Below are 23,364 nucleotides of genomic sequence, written 5' to 3' on the forward strand. Positions count from 1 at the left end.
TTACCTTTGAAAACAGTTTTTATTCAAAACTGTATGTCATCCAACACCAAATATATTTTTGTTACCGGCGGGGTAACATCGTCTCTCGGAAAAGGTATTATCTCAGCATCTCTGGCCAAATTATTACAAGCTCGCGGTTATACTGTTACTATTCAGAAATTAGATCCTTACATCAACGTTGATCCGGGTACCTTAAATCCGTATGAACACGGAGAATGTTATGTAACAGACGATGGCGCCGAAACAGATTTGGATTTGGGGCATTACGAGCGTTTCCTGAACGTTCCTACCTCTCAGGCAAACAACGTTACAACCGGCCGCATTTATCAATCGGTTATCGAAAAAGAACGCAAAGGGGAATTTTTAGGAAAAACAGTTCAGGTAATTCCACATATCACCGATGAAATTAAAAACCGCATTAAACTTTTAGGAAAAACCGGCCAATATCAGTTCGTAATTACTGAAATTGGAGGCACTGTTGGTGATATCGAATCTCTGCCATACATCGAGGCTGTTCGTCAGCTTAAATGGGAAATGGGCAACGATTGTACGGTTATTCACCTTACCTTATTACCATATTTATCTACATCAGGCGAATTAAAAACAAAGCCAACTCAACATTCTGTTAAGTTACTTTTGGAATATGGTGTTCAGCCGGATGTATTGGTTTGTCGTGCCGAGCATGCCATTAATAACGACATCCGTCGTAAGATTGCCCTTTTCTGTAACGTAGATGTAAATGCAGTTATTGAAGCCTTAGATGCTTCTACTATTTACGAAGTACCGGTGTTGATGGAAGAAGAAGAATTGGATGTGGTAGTACTAAAGAAATTAGGCGTTTCAGTTGATGGCGCACCACAATTAAAGACCTGGAAAGATTTTCTTTATAAATTACATAATCCAACACAGGAAGTTGAAATTGGTTTAATAGGAAAATACGTAGAATTAAAAGACTCTTACAAGTCCATAGCGGAAGCATTTATCCATGCCGGAGCTATCAATAATGTAAAGGTTAAATTAAACTGGATTCACAGCGAAAGTTTAACTGATGAAAACGTAAAAGAAACTTTAAAAGGATTAAAAGGAATTTTAGTCGCACCTGGTTTTGGAAATCGTGGTATCGAAGGAAAAATCTCAGCCATTAAATATGCCCGTGAAAATAACATTCCATTTTTCGGAATTTGTTTAGGTATGCAGTGTGCTGTGATTGAATTTGCGCGTAATGTATTGGGATTAAAAGACGCGCATAGCCGGGAAATGAATCCTGCTACCAGCAATCCGGTAATTGATTTACTGGAAGCACAAAAAAATATTTCGCACATGGGTGGCACCATGCGTTTAGGCGCTTATCCGTGTCGTTTAGAAGAAAACACCTTAGCTTACAAAGTTTATGGTGCGAAAGAAATCAGCGAGCGTCACCGTCACCGTTATGAATTCAATAACGAATATCTGACGAAGTTTAAAGAAGCCGGCATGATTATTTCGGGTATCAATCCAAATGCAGGATTGGTAGAGATTGTGGAATTAAACAGCAAGCATCCGTTTTTCATGGGTGTACAATTTCACCCGGAATATAAGAGCACGGTTGAAAAACCGCATCCATTGTTTGTAGCCTTTGTAAAAGCGGCTATTGATAGCAAATAATGAATTTAAAACCCATAGGATATTTTAGTAAACCACACGGTTTAAAAGGGCATTTAATTTTATTCACATCACTCGATTTTGATGAGAGTATGAATGTAGTCTTCATTGAAAGCAAGGGCTCTCAGGCGCCTTATTTCATTGAGGAAATGACAGAATTTAATAAAGGTTTTTTAGTAAAACTGGAAGGTGTGAACGATGTGAATGCAGCCTCTGCATTAAAGAATAAGGAAGTTTTGGCTGATGAAAAATACATCATTAAGGAAGATGAGTTTGAGTTTGCGGGTTTTGTCTTAATTGATAAAATTAAAGGTGAAGTAGGGGAGATAAAGGGAATTGAAGGCGGAGATGCCAATCCTTTATTAATCGTTGAAGTGAAAGGAAAAGAAGTTCTATTACCATTTACCGAAGAATTAATTACCAAAGTACATAAGGCCAAAAAGCAATTACATTACAATGCTCCTGAAGGCTTGATAGACATGTATTTAGAAGAGTAAAAAAAATGGGGTAAAATCTTCTTCAATAAAAAAAATTAAATAACTTTGCCCTCTCTCAAATCACTGGTGAAGTGGATGAGTGGCTGAAATCAACAGTTTGCTAAACTGTCATACGGGTTAAACCGTATCGGGGGTTCGAATCCCCCCTTCACCGCTGAAAGGGACTTAGGCTCAAAAAGAGAACTAAGTCCCTTTTTTATTAAAGCCAAATCGCCCGTGTGTCGGGCGATTTGTGCAATTATAAAATTGATTTCAGAGGTTCGAAATGCACCAGTTTTCTTGTCGTATACCAAACCGGACGGGAAGAGTAAGTTTTGCAATCCTTCTTTCATTGCAATACCGCCATCTTGCCACAGTTGGCGCAGGTTTCGGCAAAGAATTACTGCTTCATTTATCATTTCTTTTAGGTTCGAAATGGAAATCCCACAAGTCGCCATTTCCATTCGGATTTTATCAAATTCTTTAGTGTATTTTACTCTAAAACGTTCATAGGTTTCCTTGGGCATCTCCTCTTTTATGAAGTGCTTCTCCTCAAGCGTTTCTATGTCCTTTGTTAGTTCGACAATTCTCGCCTTAAGGATCGCTTCCTTTTCAACGGAGTCTTTATTCAGTTCATGGTAGGTGCTTTCCAATTCAATTTTGATTGCTTCGCTCAGATCAGGCTTTACTTCGTATTTCTCAAGTTCCTCTGAAAACAAACGGTGCATTTCTTTTGCGCTTTTATTGCACCTACAGCCGTTTGTTCTGCATTTATAGTAGTACAAGTTCTTCTTCTTTACAATATAGCCTGTAAATGGCTGAATACAATCCGAGCATTTAATGAAAACCTTAAGTGGAATATTTACATCTTCTGCTTTGTGTGGTACTCCGAATTTAGTTGAAGATGAAATGACTTCATTCACTTTCATAAACGTTTCCTTAGAGATCATTTTTTCATGCACTCCTTCAACTACTTTTCCGTTCAGCATTCCGTGCGAAACTAATCCGCAATAAAATGGGTTAATGAAAATCTTATGCAATTGTTGTTTGTACATTTTTACACCGATAGCCTGAAGCTTCAAAATAATTTCTTCATTCTTCATACCCATTAGTTTCCATTCCCACGCTTTTTTAATTTTCTTTCCATCCGCATTCACTACAATTTTACGTTCACCACTTGTTCTAACAATATCATAACCCTGCGGTGGCTTCACAACCCAAATTCCTTTTTCAAATTTGGCTTTCATTCCTGCCATTGCAACTTGCTTTCGTTGTTCGTTATCCCAACGCCCGAACAAAAGTTGCATATCATGAAATAGAACTCCGTTTGGATTGGATGTGTCGATTGGTTCTGTTACTGCTTTAATATGAACCCCGTGCTTTTCTCTTAGTTCATCTGCAATGGAAATAGCTTTGCCTCCTGTTCTGCTAAAGCGAGTCATTTTGTAAACCAAAATGGTGCTTATTTTTCCTTTGCTTGTATTTACAAAACTCAACATTCGTTGAAACTCTTTTCGTGCATCGGTTTTTGCACTTTCATAAGTATCACCAAACGTTGAAACAATTGTGAGATTATTGCGCTTGGCATATTCCTCAATTGATTTACGCTGAGTTTCCAAAGACTCGTTTTTATCAAACTGACCTTTGCCGGAAACCCTTGTGTACATAACTGCTAAATTGGATGTGGACTGCTTTACTTCTTTTTTACCAAAGCGTCCAAACCGATTTGCTATTATTTGTTCTTCTGTCATTTTGCCTCCTTTCTTTTATTATTAATTTTTTTACGCTTGTTTTCTGTATTCAATTTCTGATTCATTATTTTCTGCATTCAATAAAATTATTTTTGCTTCAGTTGATTCATCAATCTCATTTTTCTTTTTTAGTTTTGAAAGATGTTCGCATAAAAGAACAGCCAGTTTTTTGATTGATAATACAATCTTATTTGCTTGTTCATCGCTCACACTTTCATAACCTTTTAACATTCTTAGTTTTTCAACCGTTAATCCTTTATTATTTTCGCTCTCACTTTTCATTTCTATTTTTGACTTCCGTTCTATACTCCCTTTTCATTTTTATTATATTGATTGTCAATACAATAGCTAATTTACGTACATCTTTTGGAATAAAGAAATGCCCTCGAATCGCCCTAAATTTGCCCAATTTTCAGGTTGATTTTATAGCTTTCTCCTGTACATTTTAGTATTCTAAAATTTGGCAAGGTGATCGGATTTTTATTTTTTGTTTCATGTTATGCAGCTTTATTTTGTTGTTGACTTTTTAATAATCCTTGTTTCTTCAATGCTTCGTATCTGTACCTCCAATCACTTTTCTTTTCCGCTTCATTTTTACCGGAGATGAATTGTTGCGCTTTTTCTTGATGCGGTTTCTCTTCAATAAAATCTATTTCGGAAAATTTTATTTCAGTTGTGTGACGCATTAATTGATGCCTAATGCAAATCAGATGCGCTTTTCTTTCCTTTATTAATTTGAAAGCAAGCATTTTTAAATGTCTCTTTTCTTCTATCGTTTTATTTAGTCCGAGAAAGAGTTCAATAATTAATTCCTTAAAAGAATAATCATTTGGAAGCTTGTTAAAAGTTGCACTTGTAACCAATCGCTTAAATGCATCCGTTACACAAAGCAAGGTGTGCTGGTCTATCCGGCTATAGTTACTAAGCTTTATTAATCCTTCGGCTAAACATCTAAAGCGAGTGTTTACCCAAACAATACGTTTTGCATCTTCGTATTCCCAATAATCAAAAGGCTCTTTTATTTTAATACCTCCGGAATTTTGCTCGTATTTTTTTTCAATTAAACTAATGAGTTTACTGTTGATCCATTTATAACGTGGTTCATTTTCTTCTTGCTGTTCTTTCTCAATATTTAAAGAACTTTTAATTGGTTCAACTTTCTGAGTATCCTTTTCAATCTCTCTTACATTATTTGATTCTGCTATTTCGGTTTCTTCTTCTTCTTCTTCTTCTGCATCCGCAAGCGGTACAAATTCAAATTCACTTCGCTCATCTTTATCGTATTTTACGTTAAGCTCTTCATTAGCGTATTTTACGGTATCTTTTTCCTTATCGTATTTTACGTTAACTTCATCAGTAGTAACAGGCTTTACGCTAACTACTGGCATTTTTAAACTTGGTTCTAATTCCGTTGTTCCCGAAAGCACCAAGCCATTTCTTTTAAAGTATGCCATTTGCTTACAGTTATCGCTACAATATTTTTTGCTCGACCGTATTGCCGTAAAATGCTCTCCACAATGTAAACAGGTGCTTTCCATTCTTTTTAAATTCTAATTAGTTTAAAATTCGTTTTCATCATCTTCTTCATCCAACATCAAAACTGTATCGCCAAGCAAACCTTTCATGTATTCGCTGTAATCAGTTAATATGCCTTCCATGTTTTCCTTTGCTTCTCTACTCTTAATAGAGTTTAAATCAAAATTCACATTTAGCAATACAATGTTTTGTCGCTCCTGAATTCCAATAATTTGATGCTTGATATTGTTACCAAACAAAATGCGTAAAATATCCATGAGCAAATCTTCCGGTACTTTATAGCGTTTTAAAATCAATTTATTTTCCATTTGTTTAGTTTTATAAATAAGCGGTTTCATATGTTTTCTTTTTCTCCGGTTGCGTTATTGGTAAAACGTCTCTGATTGCATTCATCCCGATTCCTAAATGGGGATTCTCCGTTTCTGTTTCCGATAACACTTTTATCTTCTTGTATTTCTTCTTTACTTTTTCAAGATCCTCCTCAAGCTCCGTGTAGTCTTCTTTTAGCTTAAGGTTTTCTGCTTTCAGTTTTTCGATTTCCTCCTTTTGTCCTTTTAATTTTATAAAGGCATAGATCAATAAACCGACACCAACCAATAGTGTAATAGGACTTAATACAAGTTTTAAAACAGATCCCATTAATTTATTGTCTCCGGCAATGGTATCTGCTGCTTTTTCCCAAGCACCTTTTTCGGCATCTGTTCCTGATAAAGTTTTTTCGGTCTTGTTTCCGTTTTGTTTTTGTTCTGTTTTTTCTCCTTTCGTTTCTTTCATGGCTATTGTATTTTACGTTTAAAAATTCAAAGGTCGTTTACTGTATTTTACTGTTTGCCGATTCCCGAACGTATTGAACCTTATTGGTTCTTATTGAACGGTATTGGCGTTTATCGTTTACAAAAACAAAGATGCAACAAGTGTATTTTACGCTTTCCGCATTTTTGACGTTCATTGCAATCTTTTTCGTTTGTTTTATAATCTTTTCTAAAGTTTTTCGATTTTAGCGTAAAGTAACGGCAGGGGTTTAACTCGCTTTACCGATTTGGGCGGAAACTGCCGAGAAGTGCTTTCAAATGCTATATAAAGATGTTTAGGTACTTGAATCGGAAACTTTTGTCTTGGTCAACAAAACCCTTAGTAAACACCTCTAAACCACTTATTTGTACCGTATTTTTAAAATCTGTATATTTGTTCCGTTGAAAAGAGCATTTTACATATTATTTTGTTTCTATTTTATTTCACTTGCTGTTGTGCCTTGTGGAGACAAGGATGATTGTAATGAAATAAAACACAATCAAACTTCTCAAAATACCGAAGATCATCAGGATGAAGTCTGTACTCCGTTTTGTGTATGTTCATGCTGTGCTACACATTTTGTGGTTAAACCTTTTCAAACCATACACACTCAAATAGCAGAAATTAATTCCATTTACACGGTTAATCCTGAATCGGAAATTTCCTCTGCGGTTATTGCCATTTGGCAACCCCCAAAACTTGCTTAATTTTTTCTTCAGTAATTACTGATTCTGTGTAGGAAATCCCTGCACTATTCTCATTTTATGTATTAACCAAATAAATAAGGTTTAGCGTCTTATTTATATTATCAATTATAAACTATGTTAGATAAAGTCATACACTTTTCTATAAAAAACAAAATGATAATAGGCCTGCTTACGTTTGCGCTTATCATTTGGGGAAGTTACTCAGTAACTAAACTCCCGATAGATGCTGTACCTGATATTACAAATAATCAAGTACAGGTTATTACCGTGTCGCCATCATTGGCAGCAGAAGATATTGAAAGATTGGTAACCTTTCCGGTGGAACAAACAATGGCAAACATTCCGGGCATTGAGGAAGTGCGTTCATTTTCACGCTTTGGCTTATCCGTTGTAACAATTGTATTTAAAGATGATATCGATGTATATTGGGCTCGTCAGCAGGTTAACGAACGCCTCAATGAAGCCAAAACTATTATTCCGCAAGGAGTTGGTATTCCTGAATTAGCCCCTGTTACCACAGGCTTGGGCGAAATTTACCAGTATGTTATTCATACCAAAAAGGGATATGAAAAAATATATACTCCAATGGAATTACGAACCATTCAGGATTGGATTGTTCGCAGACAATTGTTGGGAACAGAAGGCGTAGCAGATGTAAGTAGCTTTGGTGGTTATTTAAAGCAATACGAAATAGCTTTAAATCCTGATAAACTGCGAAGCATGAATATCAGCATCAATGATGTATTTACAGCTTTGCAAAAAAACAATCAAAATACCGGAGGTGCTTATATTGATAAAAAACCAAACGCTTATTTTATAAGAAGTGAAGGTTTAATAGGCACGAAAGAAGACATCGAAAAAATTGTTGTAAAAGTAAACCCGAACGGAATTCCGGTATTAATACGCAATGTAGCGAGCGTAGATTTTGGTCATGCCACACGTTATGGTGCAATGACACGCAATGATGAAGGCGAAGTGGTTGGTGCTATTGTTATGATGCTGAAAGGTGCAAATTCATCGGAAGTAATTTCCAATGTAAAAGAGCGCATAGCACAAATAGAAAAAAATCTTCCTGAAGGTGTTGTGATAGAACCTTTCCTCGATAGAACAAAATTAGTAAACAACGCCATTGGTACAGTAACTAAAAACCTTGCTGAAGGAGCGTTAATTGTTATTTTCGTTTTGGTATTGTTACTCGGAAATTTTAGAGCAGGATTAATTGTTGCTTCTGTAATTCCATTAGCTATGTTATTTGCCATAGCATTAATGAACTTATTTGGTGTGTCGGGCAATTTAATGAGTTTGGGTGCAATTGATTTCGGATTAATTGTGGATGGTGCTGTAATCATAGTAGAAGCCACACTACATCACCTAACTGGTAGAACGCTGTTACAAAAATTTGGTGGCAGAAAATTAAGTCAAGATGAAATGAATCTTGAAGTTTATGAGTCTGCCTCTAAAATAAGAAGTTCAGCAGCATTTGGTGAAATCATAATTTTAATTGTGTATTTACCAATTCTTGCATTGGTTGGTATTGAAGGTAAAATGTTTAAGCCGATGGCTCAAACGGTTTCCTTTGCCATTCTTGGTGCGTTTATTCTTTCTTTAACTTATGTACCAATGGCAGCTGCTTTGTTTTTAAATAAAAACACAGTTCATAAAAGAAACATCTCTGACCGCATTATGGATTTCTTTCAGAAAATTTATAAGCCGATGATACACGTAGCATTAAAGCGAAAAGTAGCTGTTTTAATTACAGCCGTGGTGATGTTTGTTTTTAGCATTGTAGTATTTATAAACATGGGCGGTGAGTTTATACCAACATTAGATGAAGGCGATTTCGCAGTAGAAACAAGGGTGTTACAGGGTAGTTCTATTTCACAAACTATTGAAGCTTCATTAAGAGCAGCAAAAATATTAAAGGCTAATTTTCCTGAAGTAAAAGAAGTAATTGGAAAAATTGGTTCGGGCGAGATACCAACTGATCCTATGCCTGTTGAAGCTTGTGACTTAATGGTAATCTTAAAAGATAAATCGGAATGGACAAGTGCCGAAACGAGGGATGAATTAGCCGAGAAAATGGCAGAAGCGTTGGAGGATATTCCGGGTGTTACTTTTGGATTTCAACAACCAATACAAATGCGATTTAATGAATTAATGACTGGCGCAAAGCAGGATGTTGTTGTAAAAGTATATGGCGAAGATTTAAATGCGCTGACTGATTATGCAACTAAACTTGGTAAAATTGCAGCTACTATTGATGGCGCACAAGACATCTATGTTGAACAGGTGACCGGACAATCGCAAATAGTAGTAAAATTCGATAGAGATAAAATTGCACAATTTGGTTTAAATATAGAAGATGTAAACCAAGTTATAAAAGCAGGATTTGCAGGAGAGTCTGCCGGATATGTTTATGAAGGAGAAAAACGATTTGATATGGTTGTTCGTTTGGAAAAAGAAACCCGTCAGAGTTTAGACGATATTAAAGGCTTGTTTGTTACCGCACCAAACGGAAATCAAGTTCCCGTTTCACAATTAGCAGAAATTGAATTTAAGATTAGTCCAAACCAAATACAACGTGATGATGCCAAACGTAGAATTACCGTTGGATTTAATGTAAGGGGAAAGGATATAGAAAGTGTTGTAAAAGAAATGCAAGACAGAGTAAACAAAGAAGTAAAGTTTAGCGCAGGCTATTATCCAACTTACGGTGGCACATTTAAAAATTTAATTGAGGCTCGTCAGCGTTTATCAATTGCGGTTCCGGTAGCATTACTTTTAATATTTATGTTACTGTTCTTCACCTTTCATTCCTTCAAACAAAGTATTCTCATTTTTACAGCCATTCCACTTTCTGCAATTGGAGGCGTATTTGCACTTTGGTTAAGAGATATGCCATTCAGTATTTCGGCAGGGGTTGGTTTTATTGCCTTGTTTGGAGTAGCTGTATTGAATGGAATAGTTTTGATAGCAGAGTTTAACAGATTAAAAGAAGAAGGTATGACAGATATAAAAGAAATAATCCTGAAAGGAACATCTGTGCGATTGCGTCCTGTAATTATGACTGCATTAGTTGCCTCGTTGGGCTTTTTACCAATGGCATTATCGCACGGATCGGGTGCCGAAGTTCAGAAACCATTAGCAACAGTTGTAATTGGAGGTTTGCTAACTGCAACATTACTCACCTTGTTAGTATTACCTGTGTTGTATTGGTTCTTTGAGAAAATTGGCAAATCAAAATCAACCATTCAAGTAAATGCTTCAATTATTATTCTGTTAATGTTAGTACCATCATTAAGCAACGCTCAAACGAATAACGGAATTACTTTGCAACAAGCAATTGATGGAGCATTAAAGAACAATGCAGGTATTAAAGCCGGGAATTACGAAATTGATTATAGTAAAGCCTTAAAGAAAACATCAACAGACATTGGTAAAACTAATGTGTCGTTAATGTATGGGCAATACAACTCCATTAATACAGATAATAATATTTCAGTTTCACAAAGCATTCCCTTTCCAACGTTGTTCAGTAGCCAAAGTCAATTGAACAAAGCCAATATTAAGGGAAGTGAATTAAAATTGCAGTTAACTCAAAACGAATTAATAAATCAAGTAAAATCGATCTATTATTATTTAGAGTATCTGCAAGCTGAAAGAAATTTGTTGTTGAGTCAGGATAGTATCTTCACTTCTTTCTCTAATGCATCAATCAGTCGTTTTAAAGCAGGTGAAAATACACTACTTGAAAAAACTACTGCTGAAACACAATTGATGGAAATAAAAAATTTGTTGGCGCAAAATCAATCGAATGTTTTTATTTATCAATCACAGTTGCAAGCATTAATGAATAGTAAAGTGCCTGTGCAGATAGAACAAAAGACTATTACGAAAATAGAACTAAACCTGCCGTCAGATAGCACAGCGTATTCACAAAATCCTTATTTGCTTTATATGAAACAGCAAATTGAAATAAGCAATAAGCAGAAGAAAGTGGAGACTGCAAAGGTGCTACCTGAATTTACTTTAGGCTATTTCAATCAATCTTTAATAGGTTATCAAAATACAAATGGAACAGATACCTATTACGATGCTTCAAAGCGTTTTACAGGATTTCAGGTTGGAGTTTCAATTCCGCTATGGATTGTTCCACAAACCGCTAAAGTAAAAGCTGCCGGATTAAATCAAAAAGTAATGGAAAGCAATTTTGAACAATATCAAACGAATGTTCAAAATCAATATGCTCAATACTTGCAAGAATATATGCAGGATAAGAATACCTTGGAGTATTATGAAAAAAGTGCGCTTCCGAATGCCGAATTGATAATCAAACAGGCAGACAAAGGGTTTAAATACGGAGAGATTGGTTATGTGGAATATTTACAAAGCATTAGAACGGCTTTAACAATTAAGACAAACCATCTATCAAGCTTAAATCAATACAATCAAAGCATAATAAAACTGGAATTCTTATTAGGTAAAAAATAATTTAAAAATAGAAATATGAAAAGGACAATCATTATAAATAAACTACTTGGTTTTGTGTTTACTGTAGTTCTTATTAGCTCATGTGGAAGCAAATCAGAAGAAGCTACAAAAGAAGAACACCATGAAGAAGAAGCAAGTATTGTTGAATTAACACCTGAACAGGTTAAAATAATCAGTCTTAAATTAGGTAAGATAGAGATGAAAGACCTGAGCGGTGCAATAAAAGTGAATGGAATGTTGGATGTGCCACCACAAAATTTGGTTAGCATTTCCGCACCAATGGGAGGCTTTGTAAAAAGCACGGAGTTATTGCAGGGAGTAAAAGTAACCAAAGGGCAGGCGATTGTAGTAATGCAACATCCTGATTACATTCAAATGCAACAGGACTTTTTAGAAACCAAAAGTCAATTGGAATATTTGGAATTGGAGTATAACCGACAAAAGGAATTATCGAAAGATAATGTGAACTCTCAAAAAACATTACAACAAGCTAAATCACAATACGAAAGTATGCTTGCAAAAAATGCAGGATTAAAATCTAAATTAATGATGCTTGGAATAAATGGAGAGAAATTAACAAGCCAAACCATGCAAAACTCAATCACGATTTCTTCCCCAATAAGTGGTTATGTTACACACGTAAATGTAAACATTGGAATGTATGTTAATCCAACCGATGTGATGTTTAAAATTGTTGATACAGAACACCTCCACGCTGAATTAACTGTTTTTGAAAAAGATATCCCCAAGATTAAATTAGGACAAAAAGTGCGCTTTACTTTAGCAAATGAAACAGAAGAACGTACAGCAACAGTTTATTTGATTGGGAGGGAAATTAGCACGGATAGAACTGTACGAATTCATTGTCATTTAGATAAAGAGGACTTAGATTTGTTACCGGGAATGTACTTAAAGGCTTATGTTGAAGCAGGAACTCAGCGTTTATCTGCATTGCCAAATGAAGCCATTGTTAATTTTGAAGGTAAAGATTATGTTTTTGTTGCGGAAAAGGAAGCAAATCACTTTAAAATGTTTGAAGTAACAAAAGGAATAAGTGAATTAGGATACACCGAAATTGTAACAAAGGAAGGTTTGAATAATGAATCGTTGATTGTAATAAACGGAGCATACGACATACTCGCTAAAATAAAAAACAGCGAGGAAGAAGGCGGTCATGGGCATTAAAATATAATGGGCGGAGGCTTGGTTCCTTTTAAGTTTGATTAAACTTTTTTCATAGCCAGGTTCTCTCGCCCACCAAATTAAAATAGAATAGAAATGATTAATACAGATCCAAACCATAAACACACCTACGATGAGCAGGGCAAAATGACCTGTTGTACGTTAGAGGATAAAATCTATGCGAAAGCAGAAGAACATTCGCATGAAGGGCATAATCACGACCACGAGGAAGAATCTGCTTGGAAAGAATACTTACCTGCAATTATCAGTTTTGTTGTTTTAATGTCAGGAATTATTCTTGATAATTTTATAAAGCCGGATTTTTTTAAAAATTATGTTCGCCTTGTTTGGTATATCGTAGCGTATATTCCTGTAGGAATTCCTGTATTAAAAGATGCAGTAAACTCTATCGCAAAAGGTTCGTTTTTTTCCGAATTCTTTTTAATGAGCATTGCAACCATTGGAGCATTCTTTATTGGAGAATACTCAGAAGGCGTTGCTGTTATGTTATTTTATGCGGTTGGTGAGTTATTTCAATCAGCAGCAGTTAAACGTGCAAAACGAAGTATTAAAGCTTTGTTAGATGTTCGACCTGATACGGTAACTGTAATAAGAAATGGGTCAACAATTACAGTATCGCCAAGTGAAGTAAAAATTGGAGAAGTAATACAAGTGAAACCGGGAGAAAAGGTAGCATTAGATGGAGAACTTATCTCTGAGACATCTGCATTTAATACAGCTGCACTAACAGGAGAAAGTAAGCCTGATACAAAACGGAAAAGTGAACATGTATTGGCTGGAATGATTAACCTAAATACTGTTTCCGAAATAAAAGTAACAGCACTTTTTCAAGACAGTAAACTCTCAAGAATTTTAGAATTGGTGCAAGAAGCAACTGCACGAAAAGCACCTACACAATTATTCATTTCCAAATTTGCAAAGATCTATACACCAATTGTTGTCTTCTTGGCAATAGGTATTTGCTTGCTCCCTGCACTCTTTGTAAAGGATTATGTATTTAACGATTGGCTTTATAGAGCATTAGTATTCCTTGTTATCTCCTGTCCTTGTGCTTTGGTAATTTCTATTCCTTTAGGATACTTTGGAGGAATTGGTTTAGCATCTCGAAATGGAATTTTATTTAAGGGATCAAACTACTTAGATGTGATGACAAAGATTGATACAGTAGTTATGGACAAAACAGGAACACTAACCAAAGGTGTTTTTAAAGTTCAAAAAATAGTTGCAGTTGGGATTGAAGAAAGTGAGCTATTGACTTTGGCAGCAGGTATTGAAAGTAAATCAACACATCCCATTGCTATAGCTATAACACAACACGTTCAAAACAACAAGGCTGTGGTTGAAACAGTTGAAGAGATTGCAGGACATGGATTAAAAGGAGTTGTTAATAGCAAACAAATATTGGCAGGAAATGCGAAATTGCTCCGAAAATTTAATATAGCTTACGATACCGAAATAGAAAGTATTGTTGAGAGTATAGTTGTTATTGCGGTAAACAATAAGTATGCAGGTTATATTACAGTTGCTGATGAAATAAAAGAAGATGCTCCACAAGCCATTGTTGATATGCATAAACTAAACTTAAAAGTAGTAATGCTTTCAGGTGATAAGCAAAGCGTAGTAGATAAAGTTGCTAAAGAATTGCATATTGTAAATGCATTTGGTAATTTATTACCGGAAGATAAAGTTAACAAAGTACAAGCCTTAAAAAACGAAAACCGAACGATTGCTTTTGTAGGTGATGGCGTAAACGATGCGCCTGTAATTGCATTGGCGGATGCAGGTATTGCAATGGGAGGATTAGGTAGCGATGCAACCATTGAAACTGCTGACGTTGTGATTCAAAATGACATGCCTTCGAAAATTGTAACTGCAATAAAAATCGGAAACGTAACAAGAAAAATTGTTTGGCAAAATATTACAATGGCAATGGTGGTTAAAATTATTGTACTCGCATTAGGTGCAGGCGGAGTAGCCACCCTTTGGGAAGCGGTATTTGCCGATGTAGGAGTTGCATTGGTCGCAATTTTGAACGCAGTTAGAATACAAAATATTAAATTTCATTAATGCAAATTTCAAAGGACGAGATAATTAAATTCATTCTAACCAATAATCCACTTTCAAAAAAGGAGGAATTGGAGAAATTATCTTTGACTGCATTAGTGATAATGAAAACACAAATTGAAGTTGAAAAAATAAAGAAATGAAATTGCATTATAAAATTCCTCAGGGCTTAAAAAAGCACGTAGATGGAGAATTATTAAAATCAAAAGAACTATTTTCAAAGGGAGATTTACAAACCGCATGGCGACATCTTGAACGAGCGCACATTCTTGGTCAGGCTTATCCCTTTGAACATTCAAAGGCGCATTGGCACATGTTGCTATTCGCATTCCAAATTAAAAACACTAAAGAAATCATCGGACAAATTCCCCGGTTACTTGTGGGCGGTATAAAGTCTTTTGTAGGCGAGATTCCATTGGGGAATTCGGGCGGAGCAAATGTACCACCTCTAAAACCAATGGAGATACCTTCTGATTTGCAAGAGATACTCTCGATGTACAAAAGCTAAATGGACTGAACGATAATACATTCAGCAGCCTTGGGGCTAATGTTCACTTCCTTTTTTTGACAAACAAGAACGATTGAGTTATCAAAATCCTCAATCGTTTTTATATTAATAGTTGCACCAATAATCAATTGATGTTTCTCTAAATATTTAAGAAATGTTGGTGAATGGTCTGTAACACCCATTACCTTATAGTTTCCTTTTACTTTGGTTTCGGATAGTTTAATGAAATTACTTTTTTGAATCTTTCCTTTCGCATCAGGAATAGGATCGCCATGTGGATCGTAAGTTGGATTGCCAAGAATGGAAGCCAGTTTGTTTATGAGTTTTGCATTGTTTACATGTTCTAACTCTTCAGCAATTGCATGTACCTCATCCCAACCGAAACCCAATTCTTTTGCGAGGTACGTTTCCCAAATCCGATGCCTTCTAACAATATCCAATGCCAATTTAGAACCTGATGTTGTTAATCGTGAACCGTATGATTTTTCATAAATTACATACTTTAATTCATGTAATTTTCTTAAACCTTCGGTTACGGTTGCAGGGTTTAAACTAAGTTTATCTGCAATTTTTTGGTTGCTAACAACAGCGGTATTATTGGAAGACAGGTTATATATGGTCTTTAGGTAATTCTCTATAGTTTCTGGTCTCATAAATTATCTTTTTGGTATGCCAAAAATAATAATTTTAATCTTCTAAATTATAATCAGCTTTGCCAAAACATTTAAAAGATGAAAAAAACACTTTTCACAGTAGTTGTTTTACTATTGGTAGTTATTGGATGCAAGAAAATAATGCCACCAAGTCCAAAGGATGATGAATTATTGGATGGGCCTGTGGAGGGTTTAACAACCGCAGAGACTCAGCAATTCCTAAAAGGAGATGTTGCTTTCAATGATGATATTTTTACACCTCAAAATGGACTCGGACCAATTTTCGTTGCCAATTCATGTGGCTCTTGCCATGCAGGAGATGGTAAAGGACATCCTTTCACAACCTTAACTCGATTCGGACAAGTAGATAGTACAGGAAATCAATGGCTTTCTTTTGGCGCACCGCAATTACAGAATAGAGCTATTCCCGGTTACACACCTGAAGCTTTACCAAGCGGTGTAGGTTTTTCTAAAATACTTCCACCTGCAAATACCGGATTGGGATTTTTAGATGCTGTTTCTGATGCAGATTTGATTGCCATATCTGATCCTACAGATGCTAATGCTGATGGAATTTCAGGTATTCCAAATTGGGTAAATGTTCCGTCTTATTGCCAATTAAGAGCAAATGCAATTTCCCAAGGAGGAAAATATATCGGAAGGTTTGGAAAAAAGGGAGCTGCTTACGACCTACTGCAACAAACAGCAAACGCCTATAATCAAGATATGGGCATAAACACTTCATTTGAACCGTATGATACTTATTCAAAATTAGAAGTTGATCCGGAAGTAACAAATAATACGGTGCATGATGTTGTATTCTATTTAAAAACCTTAAAAGTGCCAATCCAAAGAAATCAAAACGATGGCGATGTTCAAGCGGGAAAACAACTATTCATTTCGGTAGGATGTAATAAATGCCACAAAGAAGAATTGAAAACAGGAGCATCGCCAATCGCAGCTCTTTCAAATAAAATATTCTTTCCGTACACCGATTTACTTTTGCACAATATGGGTAGTGGTTTGGATGATAATTACACGGAGGGCTCTGCTAAAACTTATGAGTGGAAAACACCTGCCTTATGGGGTTTGGGCTTATCCAAAAATTCTCAAGGTGGAAATTATTTTTTAATGCATGACGGACGGGCAACATCAATAGAACAAGCAATTTTATTACATGGTGGTGAAGGGCAACAAAGCAACACCAACTATCAAAACTTATCTGAAAGCGATAAACAAAAATTAATCAAATTTTTAGAAAGCCTGTAATGGAAAGAAGAGACTTTATTAAATCGGCTTGTTTAACCTGTGCAGGTAGCATTGGAGCATCATGGTTGCTTCAGGCATGTACCCCACAAAAATACATTACCAACGTAGGCATTAAGGAGAATAAACTTGTAATTAAAAAGTCAGAGTTTACGGTTATAAAAAAGGAAAAAACTATTCAGCAAAAATTTATTTTAATTAAACCGGAGACAATGCAGTTTCCTATTGCTCTTTACAAATTAAACGATAATGAATACAAAGGACTTTATTTACAATGTACGCATCAAGGCTGTGAACTTTCTCCGCATGAAACCATGATGGTGTGTCCTTGTCATGGCGCAGAGTTTAATCCAAAAGGAGAAGTAACAACTGGGCCTGCTGAAACTAACTTAAAATCATTTATTACCTCAACAGATCATGAAAACATTTATATCCAACTTTAAACTAATGAAGCATTTATTTATCCTTACAATTCTGTTTTTTTCTACTCATTATTCTTTTTCACAAATAGATACGAGTAAAGTAAAAAGAACTCCAACTGATACATCAAAAATGCAATTGAATTTAGATGCAGTTTATAATCGTCCTTTCTTACAATACGGTAAAATACCTGTTGCTATTGGAGGTTATGCAGAAGCAAACACACAATATGCAGTTACAGATGGAGTAACAGAAGGTTTTTCATTCCAAATGAGAAGGATGACTTTGTTTTTGTCATCCTCAATCCATCGCAAAATTAAGTTCCTAACAGAGATTGAGTTCGAAGATGGGACAAAAGAAATCAATATAGAATTTGCAGCCTTAGATTTTCAATTCCATCATTTGCTGAATTTTAGAGGAGGAATAATTATGAATCCAATTGGAGCATTTAATCAAAACCACGATGGTCCACGTTGGGAATTTATTGATAGACCAATCTCTGCAACCCAAATGTTACCATCAACCTTCAGTAATGTTGGCTTTGGTTTTTATGGCAAAATTTATAAACCGAATACAGTGTGGGCTTATGAATTGTATTTAACTAATGGCTTAAACGACAACATCATTGGTAATGCAGAGAATAAAACATTCCTTCCTGCTGCAAAATTAAACCCTGATAGATTTGAAGAGAGTTTTAATGGCGAGCCATTAACAAGCGCAAAGACGTCATTCAGGTATAGAAAAATTGGTGAACTTGGTTTGTCATACATGGGTGGGGTTTACAATAAATTTCAAGAAGATGGTTTAGTATTGGACAAAAAAAGAAGAGCGGACGTTTTCGCTATCGATTTTAATACCACAATCCCTAAAGCAAACACAGTAATTACAACAGAGTTTGCTTGGACTTTTGTGGATGTTCCTGACACTTATACTCAACAATTCGGAAAGAAACAGCATGGGGGATTTATAGATATAGTACAACCTATTATAAAGAAAAAAATGTTTGGTTTTGAAAAAGCAAGTTTCAATGCAGCTATCCGTGCAGAATATGTTGATTGGAACGTTGGTACGTTCAATGAAACAGGAGGGAATATTGCAGATGAGATTTTTGCTATTGTCCCAGCAATCAGTTTCAGGACTTCACCACAAACAGTCCTCCGCTTAAATTACCGCTATGAATGGAAAACAGATATTTTAGGTAATCTTGCTGCAAGAACAGGTGCAATTCAATTTGGCGTGAGCAGTTATTTTTAAAATTATCCTTTACTAAGTAAAAGCTCCTATTTAGTGGGTGGGTATTAATATGCCTAAGCTAAGCAGACCCTAGGCGGCAAATTTTCAAACCCTTTCCATTATGGGTTCATGTCACGCAACTGATTGATAACAAGTATATTGTAACGAAAACCTAATAAGTATCATTTTTTTATCTCAATCGAATTTTGTACTTTCGTCATACAATGAAAAGAATTCTAGTCTTCACCTTGCTTTTTGTTTACACCACTTTAGCTTGCGGTGTAAATATTCAATTGCATTATTGCGGTGGGAAGATAAAATATATTTCTCTGTTTGCACCAAGTGATGATGACGGATGCTGCGGATCTTCAATGAAGAAGAAGGACTGCTGCGATGATAAAGAACAATATCTAAAGGTAAAAGATAAACACAATTCGAATACCTCTTTAAAAGTAGTAACTTTTAAAGGACAGATATCAGACTTTGAAGTTCCTTATTTCACCTACAATTTTCATTACAATACACATGAGTGTATTGTTGAAAATTATCACGCTCCACCCGTCTTATACGATAATCCCTTATATCTTAAGCATAGGGTATTAATTATTTGATTTTCCGATTTACTAAGTAGATCCCGACTATACCAATAGCTCCGGGACTTGGTTCTTTGCACTCAATCGTGTACTCAATTTAGTTTATTAATTATTTAAAAATATAAAAATGAAAAAAGCAATTTTATCAATAATTTCTGTAGTTGCATTATCTGCATCTGCAATGGCACAAATTCCTAACGCAGGATTTGAAAGTTTTACAACAGTTGGTTCATATGAAGTACCAAATGGATGGGGAACAATGAATAATACAACAGCTACCTATAGCGTTTACACAGCAACTAAAGGTACTCCGGGAAGTCCAGGGGCTTCGTACTTAAAGTTAACTTCTAAAACAGTTAGTGCGTCTGTAGTAAATGGCATCGCAGTTAGCGGTGTATTAGATTCAATAACAATGAAACCGAAATCAGGATTCCCTTGCACATTACAACCTGTAAGTTTTACAGGAAAATGGCAACACATGATCTATGGAACAAGCCAAGGGTCAGTTAAAGCAGTTCTTACAAAATGGAACGTAGGTTTAAGTAAAAGAGATACCGTGGCTATTGCTGCACAAACTCTTGCAGGTATGGCAATGAGTTGGGCTAACTTTAGCATTAACTTTACCTATTTAAGCAGCGTTGTTCCCGATTCATGTATTATAGAATTAAGAGCAAGTGGTAGTGCGCCAACAGTTAATGATTATTTATGGGTAGACAATCTTGGATTTTCAGGATCAGTAACCGGAATTGAAAATCACGAATCGTTTGTAACAAATATGATAGTTTATCCAAATCCATCTTCTGAGAACGTAAATTTTAAATTCAATATCAAAACTGCTCAACAAGTAAATATTGAAATTACCGACATCAATGGTAAATTAATTCGTTCAACAAATTTTGGAAAAATACAAGGCGAAACTAATCAAAACATGAATATTTCAGGTATTGCCAAAGGAACTTATTTCGTGAAAATAAAAGGTGAGGATGCAACTGAAACAAGAAAATTAGTAATAGAATAATACTAAGAGCCATGAAAAACCTATTAAACCTATGTTTGGGGCTGCTTTGCATTAATGTAGCAGCCCAAACAACTCAACTCGTAATTCCTGATACCTTAATAGGGCCGAGCTATACTTTGAACATGCACAAAGATAGTGTGCAATTCTTTCCCGGAAATAAATCGCAAACTTATGCATTCAACTCCTTCAGTTATCTTGGTCCAACATTGATATTTAACAAAGGAGCTAATGTAAATATTACTGTAAATAATCAGATTGGTGACACAACTACAGTACATTGGCACGGTATTCATCTTCCTTCAAAATGGGATGGCGGGCCACACACACCAATATTACCAAGCGCAAGTTGGAATCCAACATTTACGGTAATGGATAATGCTGCAACGTACTGGTATCACCCACATTTGCATATGAAAACGGCAGAGCAAGCGATTAAAGGTGCTGCCGGATTAATAATTGTGAGAGATCCTATTGAAGCTGCATTAAATTTGCCAAGGAAATATGGAGTGGATGATTTTCCATTAGTAATTCAATGTCAGCAATACGATTCAGCTAATCAAGCAATGCCTCTCGGTATGCAAGATTCAACTATTTTGATAAACGGAGCAAGAGCAAATTATGGATATACTGTATACGCAAACTGTCCTGCGCAAATTGTTCGTATGCGTATTTTAAATGCTTCAGGTGAGCGGACTTTTAATTTCGGATTTACTGCAAATAAGCAATTCAAAATAATTGCAAGTGATGGTGGATTATTAAATGCTCCGGTTAACACAACACGTTTACGACTTGCACCGGGCGAACGTGCAGAAATTTTACTTGACCTAAACGGAATGAATGGTCAAACCATTTATTTAATGAGTTATGCTTCCGAACTTCCAATGGGAATACAAGGTGGGCCAACAATGCCAATGCCAAGTGGGCCACCAATGGATAGCCCGTTGAACGGAATTGATTTTAATATCATGCAAATAAATGTTGTTCCTCAAACTGCAAGTCCGGTTACGACTATCCCTGCAACTTTAACAACAAATAATCCTTATCCAACAGGATCGGCTAATGTAACAAGAACTATCCGATTTACAGCAGATAGTGCAATGGTAATGGATGGGCCATTTTATTTCAATGATAGCACATTTAATATGATGCGCATTGACTATGAGATTCCATTGAACAATATTGAAATTTGGAAATTGGTAAATGAAACAATGGTTGCTCATCCTTTTCACATCCATGACGTGCAGTTCTTTTTGTTTGATAGAAACGGAAGTACTCCGCCTGCGGAAGAGTTAGGTAGAAAAGACGTGGTACTTGTCCCTCCAGGAGATTCGGTAATGTTTATTACAAAATTCGAAGACTTTGCAGATACAATTATTCCATTTATGTACCATTGCCATATTTTAATGCATGAAGATGATGGTATGATGGGACAGTTTATTGTTAAACCAAACCTGACAAGTGTAAATGAAATTGCTTTGAATGACTTAAGTATCAAAATATATCCGAATCCCGTAAAAGATATTTTGTTTTTAAATATTGAACAGTTATCCAACCCGAAACCTGTTGAAGTAAAAGTGTACAACAGCATTGGAAAACTGGTTTATCAAACTGATATTAAAGATACAAATACGGTAATTGATATTGGGCAATGGTCAGGTGGTTTATATTTAATAGAAATTCAACAAGAAGGAAGCAGAGCATTTAAAAAAATAATTGTAGAATAATGAGATTTTATTTGATTTATATATTGATGTTGGGATTCAAGACTGTTGTTGGGCAAGTTCCTAACAACAGTTTTGAAACATGGAATTCCATGAGTGGATATTCGACCCCTGCGAATTGGGACAACTTAAATCAAATAACTTTTTCAAGTGGAATATTTACGTGTTCGCAAGGGACTCCGGGAAATCCCGGCAGCAGTTACCTGTTTTTAATGTCTAAAACTGTTCCGGGCCGAGGAGTCGTTCCGGGAATTGCAGTTTCAGGAAAACTAGACACAAACACTTATAAGCCATTATCAGGTTACTCCTTTACAAATAGGCCGCAAAGTTTAAATTACAATATCCAATACATGCCTTATGATCCAACGGACTCAACGAGTGTGAAAGTTTTGTTAACTAAATGGAATACTTCAACTATGCTTCGTGATACGATTGCTTATGGCGCCAGCTATTACAATGCAATGGCGCATTCTTGGTTTGTTGGCAGTACTTATTTGAATTATCAAAGTGGAGATGCTCCTGATAGTGCGTTAATTATTTTGTCTTCAAGTTCAAGTAGTCCGAAGAACGGAAGCTATATTTATTTGGACAACTTGCTATTCACTGGCTCGGTTATCGGTATCAATGAACAAAGTATAAATCAGGAAGATGTCCTTATTTATCCCAATCCAACAGTTGAATTGCTCATAGTGGAATTGAAAAACAATATATCTGAAGTAGAAATAACAGTTAGTGATATATTGGGGAAACAAGTTTTTTGTACATCATCTTCAAATAGTGTAACAGTAAATACAATGACATGGGCAAGAGGAGCCTATTTCATTAAAATAAGTAGAAACAATAAATCAAGTATTAACAAAAAAATAATAATCCAATGAAACTAAAAACAATATTAGTAGCAAGCCTTATGGTTGTAGTACTTGCATCCTGCTCTAATAAAGCAGAATCTGAAAATACCGCAACAGCTACTGAGGTAATAGATGGGGTAACAACTTCGACTTTCAAGGTTTGGGGGAACTGTGAAATGTGTAAGGAAACTATAGAAAGTTCTCTAAAAGTTGATGGAATTACAAAAGCTGACTGGAATGTGGATTCAAAAATAATGACAGTAACTTACGATAATAGTAAGATCACTTTGGATCAAATACAAAAAAACATTGCCTCGGTTGGTTACGATAATGAAAAATACAAAGGGGACGACAAGGCTTATAGTGAGTTAGCCGGATGCTGTCAATACGATAGAAAGTGATATAAATCATATCGTTCTTTGATGCATATCAGTTAGTACATA

Annotated in this window: 22 protein-coding genes, 1 tRNA gene and 1 pseudogene; 18 read left to right on the plus strand and 6 right to left on the minus strand. The window is 35.6% G+C overall.

All coding sequences use genetic code 11. The annotated features are described in order from the left end of the window. Positions 1-33 precede the first annotated feature (33 nt). The 4 genes from J0L69_07865 (at position 34) to J0L69_07880 (ending at position 3,131) form a co-directional block, all read left to right on the plus strand. Positions 34-1,644, plus strand: a complete 1,611-nt coding sequence (locus J0L69_07865) for a CTP synthase (protein MBN8693098.1) — start codon at positions 34-36, stop codon at positions 1,642-1,644. After that, on the plus strand, positions 1,644-2,138 hold the full coding sequence (gene rimM, locus J0L69_07870; protein ID MBN8693099.1) for a 16S rRNA processing protein RimM: 495 nt from the start codon (positions 1,644-1,646) through the stop codon (positions 2,136-2,138). Before J0L69_07865 ends, rimM begins: the two co-directional genes overlap by 1 nt. A gap of 65 nt (positions 2,139-2,203) precedes the next feature. Further along, positions 2,204-2,292 (plus strand) — tRNA-Ser (locus J0L69_07875). Positions 2,293-2,957: 665 nt separating this feature from the next. Beyond that, the gene (locus J0L69_07880; GenBank protein MBN8693100.1) at positions 2,958-3,131 is read left to right on the plus strand and encodes a hypothetical protein; all 174 of its coding nucleotides are present in this window, start codon (positions 2,958-2,960) and stop codon (positions 3,129-3,131) included. Between the two features lie 209 nt (positions 3,132-3,340). On the opposite strand, the pseudogene J0L69_07885 reads toward J0L69_07880, so the two are convergent. From J0L69_07885 to J0L69_07905, 5 genes and pseudogenes are all read right to left on the minus strand, one after another. After that, a pseudogene (locus J0L69_07885) lies at positions 3,341-3,868 on the minus strand (recombinase family protein). Between the two features lie 30 nt (positions 3,869-3,898). Further along, a complete protein-coding gene (locus J0L69_07890; protein ID MBN8693101.1) occupies positions 3,899-4,150 on the minus strand; it encodes a hypothetical protein in 252 nt (83 codons plus the stop codon). Between the two features lie 215 nt (positions 4,151-4,365). After that, the gene (locus J0L69_07895) at positions 4,366-5,322 is read right to left on the minus strand and encodes a hypothetical protein (GenBank protein MBN8693102.1); all 957 of its coding nucleotides are present in this window, start codon (positions 5,320-5,322) and stop codon (positions 4,366-4,368) included. Between the two features lie 105 nt (positions 5,323-5,427). Then, positions 5,428-5,712: a hypothetical protein gene (locus J0L69_07900; GenBank protein ID MBN8693103.1), complete on the minus strand. Its 285-nt coding sequence runs from the start codon at positions 5,710-5,712 to the stop codon at positions 5,428-5,430. 10 nt (positions 5,713-5,722) lie between these two features. Continuing rightward, on the minus strand, positions 5,723-6,178 hold the full coding sequence (locus J0L69_07905) for a hypothetical protein (GenBank protein ID MBN8693104.1): 456 nt from the start codon (positions 6,176-6,178) through the stop codon (positions 5,723-5,725). Positions 6,179-6,597: 419 nt separating this feature from the next. Between J0L69_07905 and J0L69_07910 the strand changes: the two genes are divergently transcribed. The 6 genes from J0L69_07910 to J0L69_07935 all read left to right on the plus strand — a co-directional run bounded on the left by J0L69_07910 (position 6,598) and on the right by J0L69_07935 (position 15,169). After that, a complete protein-coding gene (locus J0L69_07910) occupies positions 6,598-6,903 on the plus strand; it encodes a hypothetical protein (GenBank protein ID MBN8693105.1) in 306 nt (101 codons plus the stop codon). A gap of 114 nt (positions 6,904-7,017) precedes the next feature. Beyond that, entirely contained in the window at positions 7,018-11,394 is a 4,377-nt protein-coding gene (locus J0L69_07915) for a CusA/CzcA family heavy metal efflux RND transporter (protein ID MBN8693106.1), read from the plus strand. A 15-nt stretch (positions 11,395-11,409) separates the two neighbouring features. Further along, positions 11,410-12,579 (plus strand): efflux RND transporter periplasmic adaptor subunit, encoded by a 1,170-nt coding sequence (locus J0L69_07920; GenBank protein MBN8693107.1) that lies wholly within the window; start codon positions 11,410-11,412, stop codon positions 12,577-12,579. Between the two features lie 93 nt (positions 12,580-12,672). Further along, on the plus strand, positions 12,673-14,664 hold the full coding sequence (gene cadA / locus J0L69_07925) for a cadmium-translocating P-type ATPase (GenBank protein MBN8693108.1): 1,992 nt from the start codon (positions 12,673-12,675) through the stop codon (positions 14,662-14,664). Continuing rightward, entirely contained in the window at positions 14,664-14,804 is a 141-nt protein-coding gene (locus tag J0L69_07930) for a hypothetical protein (GenBank protein ID MBN8693109.1), read from the plus strand. The genes cadA and J0L69_07930 overlap by 1 nt, the downstream gene beginning before the upstream one ends. Then, positions 14,801-15,169 carry a DUF3703 domain-containing protein gene (locus tag J0L69_07935; GenBank protein ID MBN8693110.1) on the plus strand — a complete coding sequence of 123 codons (369 nt, stop codon included), beginning with the start codon at positions 14,801-14,803 and terminating at the stop codon, positions 15,167-15,169. Before J0L69_07930 ends, J0L69_07935 begins: the two co-directional genes overlap by 4 nt. Here J0L69_07935 and J0L69_07940 read toward each other — a convergent pair. Next, positions 15,166-15,822, minus strand: coding sequence for a metal-dependent transcriptional regulator (locus J0L69_07940; GenBank protein MBN8693111.1), 657 nt, complete (start codon positions 15,820-15,822; stop codon positions 15,166-15,168). The two genes, J0L69_07935 and J0L69_07940, sit on opposite strands and share 4 nt — an antisense overlap. Positions 15,823-15,900: 78 nt before the next feature. Here J0L69_07940 and J0L69_07945 point away from each other — a divergent pair, with 78 nt between their 5' ends. From J0L69_07945 to J0L69_07980, 8 genes are all read left to right on the plus strand, one after another. Continuing rightward, the gene (locus J0L69_07945) at positions 15,901-17,091 is read left to right on the plus strand and encodes a c-type cytochrome (protein ID MBN8693112.1); all 1,191 of its coding nucleotides are present in this window, start codon (positions 15,901-15,903) and stop codon (positions 17,089-17,091) included. Continuing rightward, positions 17,091-17,531, plus strand: a complete 441-nt coding sequence (locus tag J0L69_07950; GenBank protein ID MBN8693113.1) for a Rieske (2Fe-2S) protein — start codon at positions 17,091-17,093, stop codon at positions 17,529-17,531. The genes J0L69_07945 and J0L69_07950 overlap by 1 nt, the downstream gene beginning before the upstream one ends. A 4-nt stretch (positions 17,532-17,535) precedes the next feature. Then, complete coding sequence (locus J0L69_07955) at positions 17,536-18,762, plus strand: hypothetical protein (GenBank protein MBN8693114.1); 1,227 nt, start codon at positions 17,536-17,538, stop codon at positions 18,760-18,762. A gap of 203 nt (positions 18,763-18,965) precedes the next feature. After that, positions 18,966-19,352 carry a hypothetical protein gene (locus J0L69_07960; protein ID MBN8693115.1) on the plus strand — a complete coding sequence of 129 codons (387 nt, stop codon included), beginning with the start codon at positions 18,966-18,968 and terminating at the stop codon, positions 19,350-19,352. A 109-nt stretch (positions 19,353-19,461) separates the two neighbouring features. Then, positions 19,462-20,352 carry a T9SS type A sorting domain-containing protein gene (locus J0L69_07965; GenBank protein ID MBN8693116.1) on the plus strand — a complete coding sequence of 297 codons (891 nt, stop codon included), beginning with the start codon at positions 19,462-19,464 and terminating at the stop codon, positions 20,350-20,352. Between the two features lie 11 nt (positions 20,353-20,363). Next, complete coding sequence (locus J0L69_07970) at positions 20,364-22,076, plus strand: multicopper oxidase domain-containing protein (protein ID MBN8693117.1); 1,713 nt, start codon at positions 20,364-20,366, stop codon at positions 22,074-22,076. Beyond that, positions 22,076-22,951: a T9SS type A sorting domain-containing protein gene (locus J0L69_07975; GenBank protein MBN8693118.1), complete on the plus strand. Its 876-nt coding sequence runs from the start codon at positions 22,076-22,078 to the stop codon at positions 22,949-22,951. Before J0L69_07970 ends, J0L69_07975 begins: the two co-directional genes overlap by 1 nt. Continuing rightward, positions 22,948-23,322 (plus strand): heavy-metal-associated domain-containing protein, encoded by a 375-nt coding sequence (locus J0L69_07980; GenBank protein MBN8693119.1) that lies wholly within the window; start codon positions 22,948-22,950, stop codon positions 23,320-23,322. The genes J0L69_07975 and J0L69_07980 overlap by 4 nt, the downstream gene beginning before the upstream one ends. The last annotated feature ends 42 nt before the right edge of the window (positions 23,323-23,364 follow it).

This window comes from Bacteroidota bacterium (genome assembly GCA_017303905.1).
In the GTDB taxonomy this organism is placed as follows: domain Bacteria; phylum Bacteroidota; class Bacteroidia; order B-17B0; family Aurantibacillaceae; genus JAHEYG01.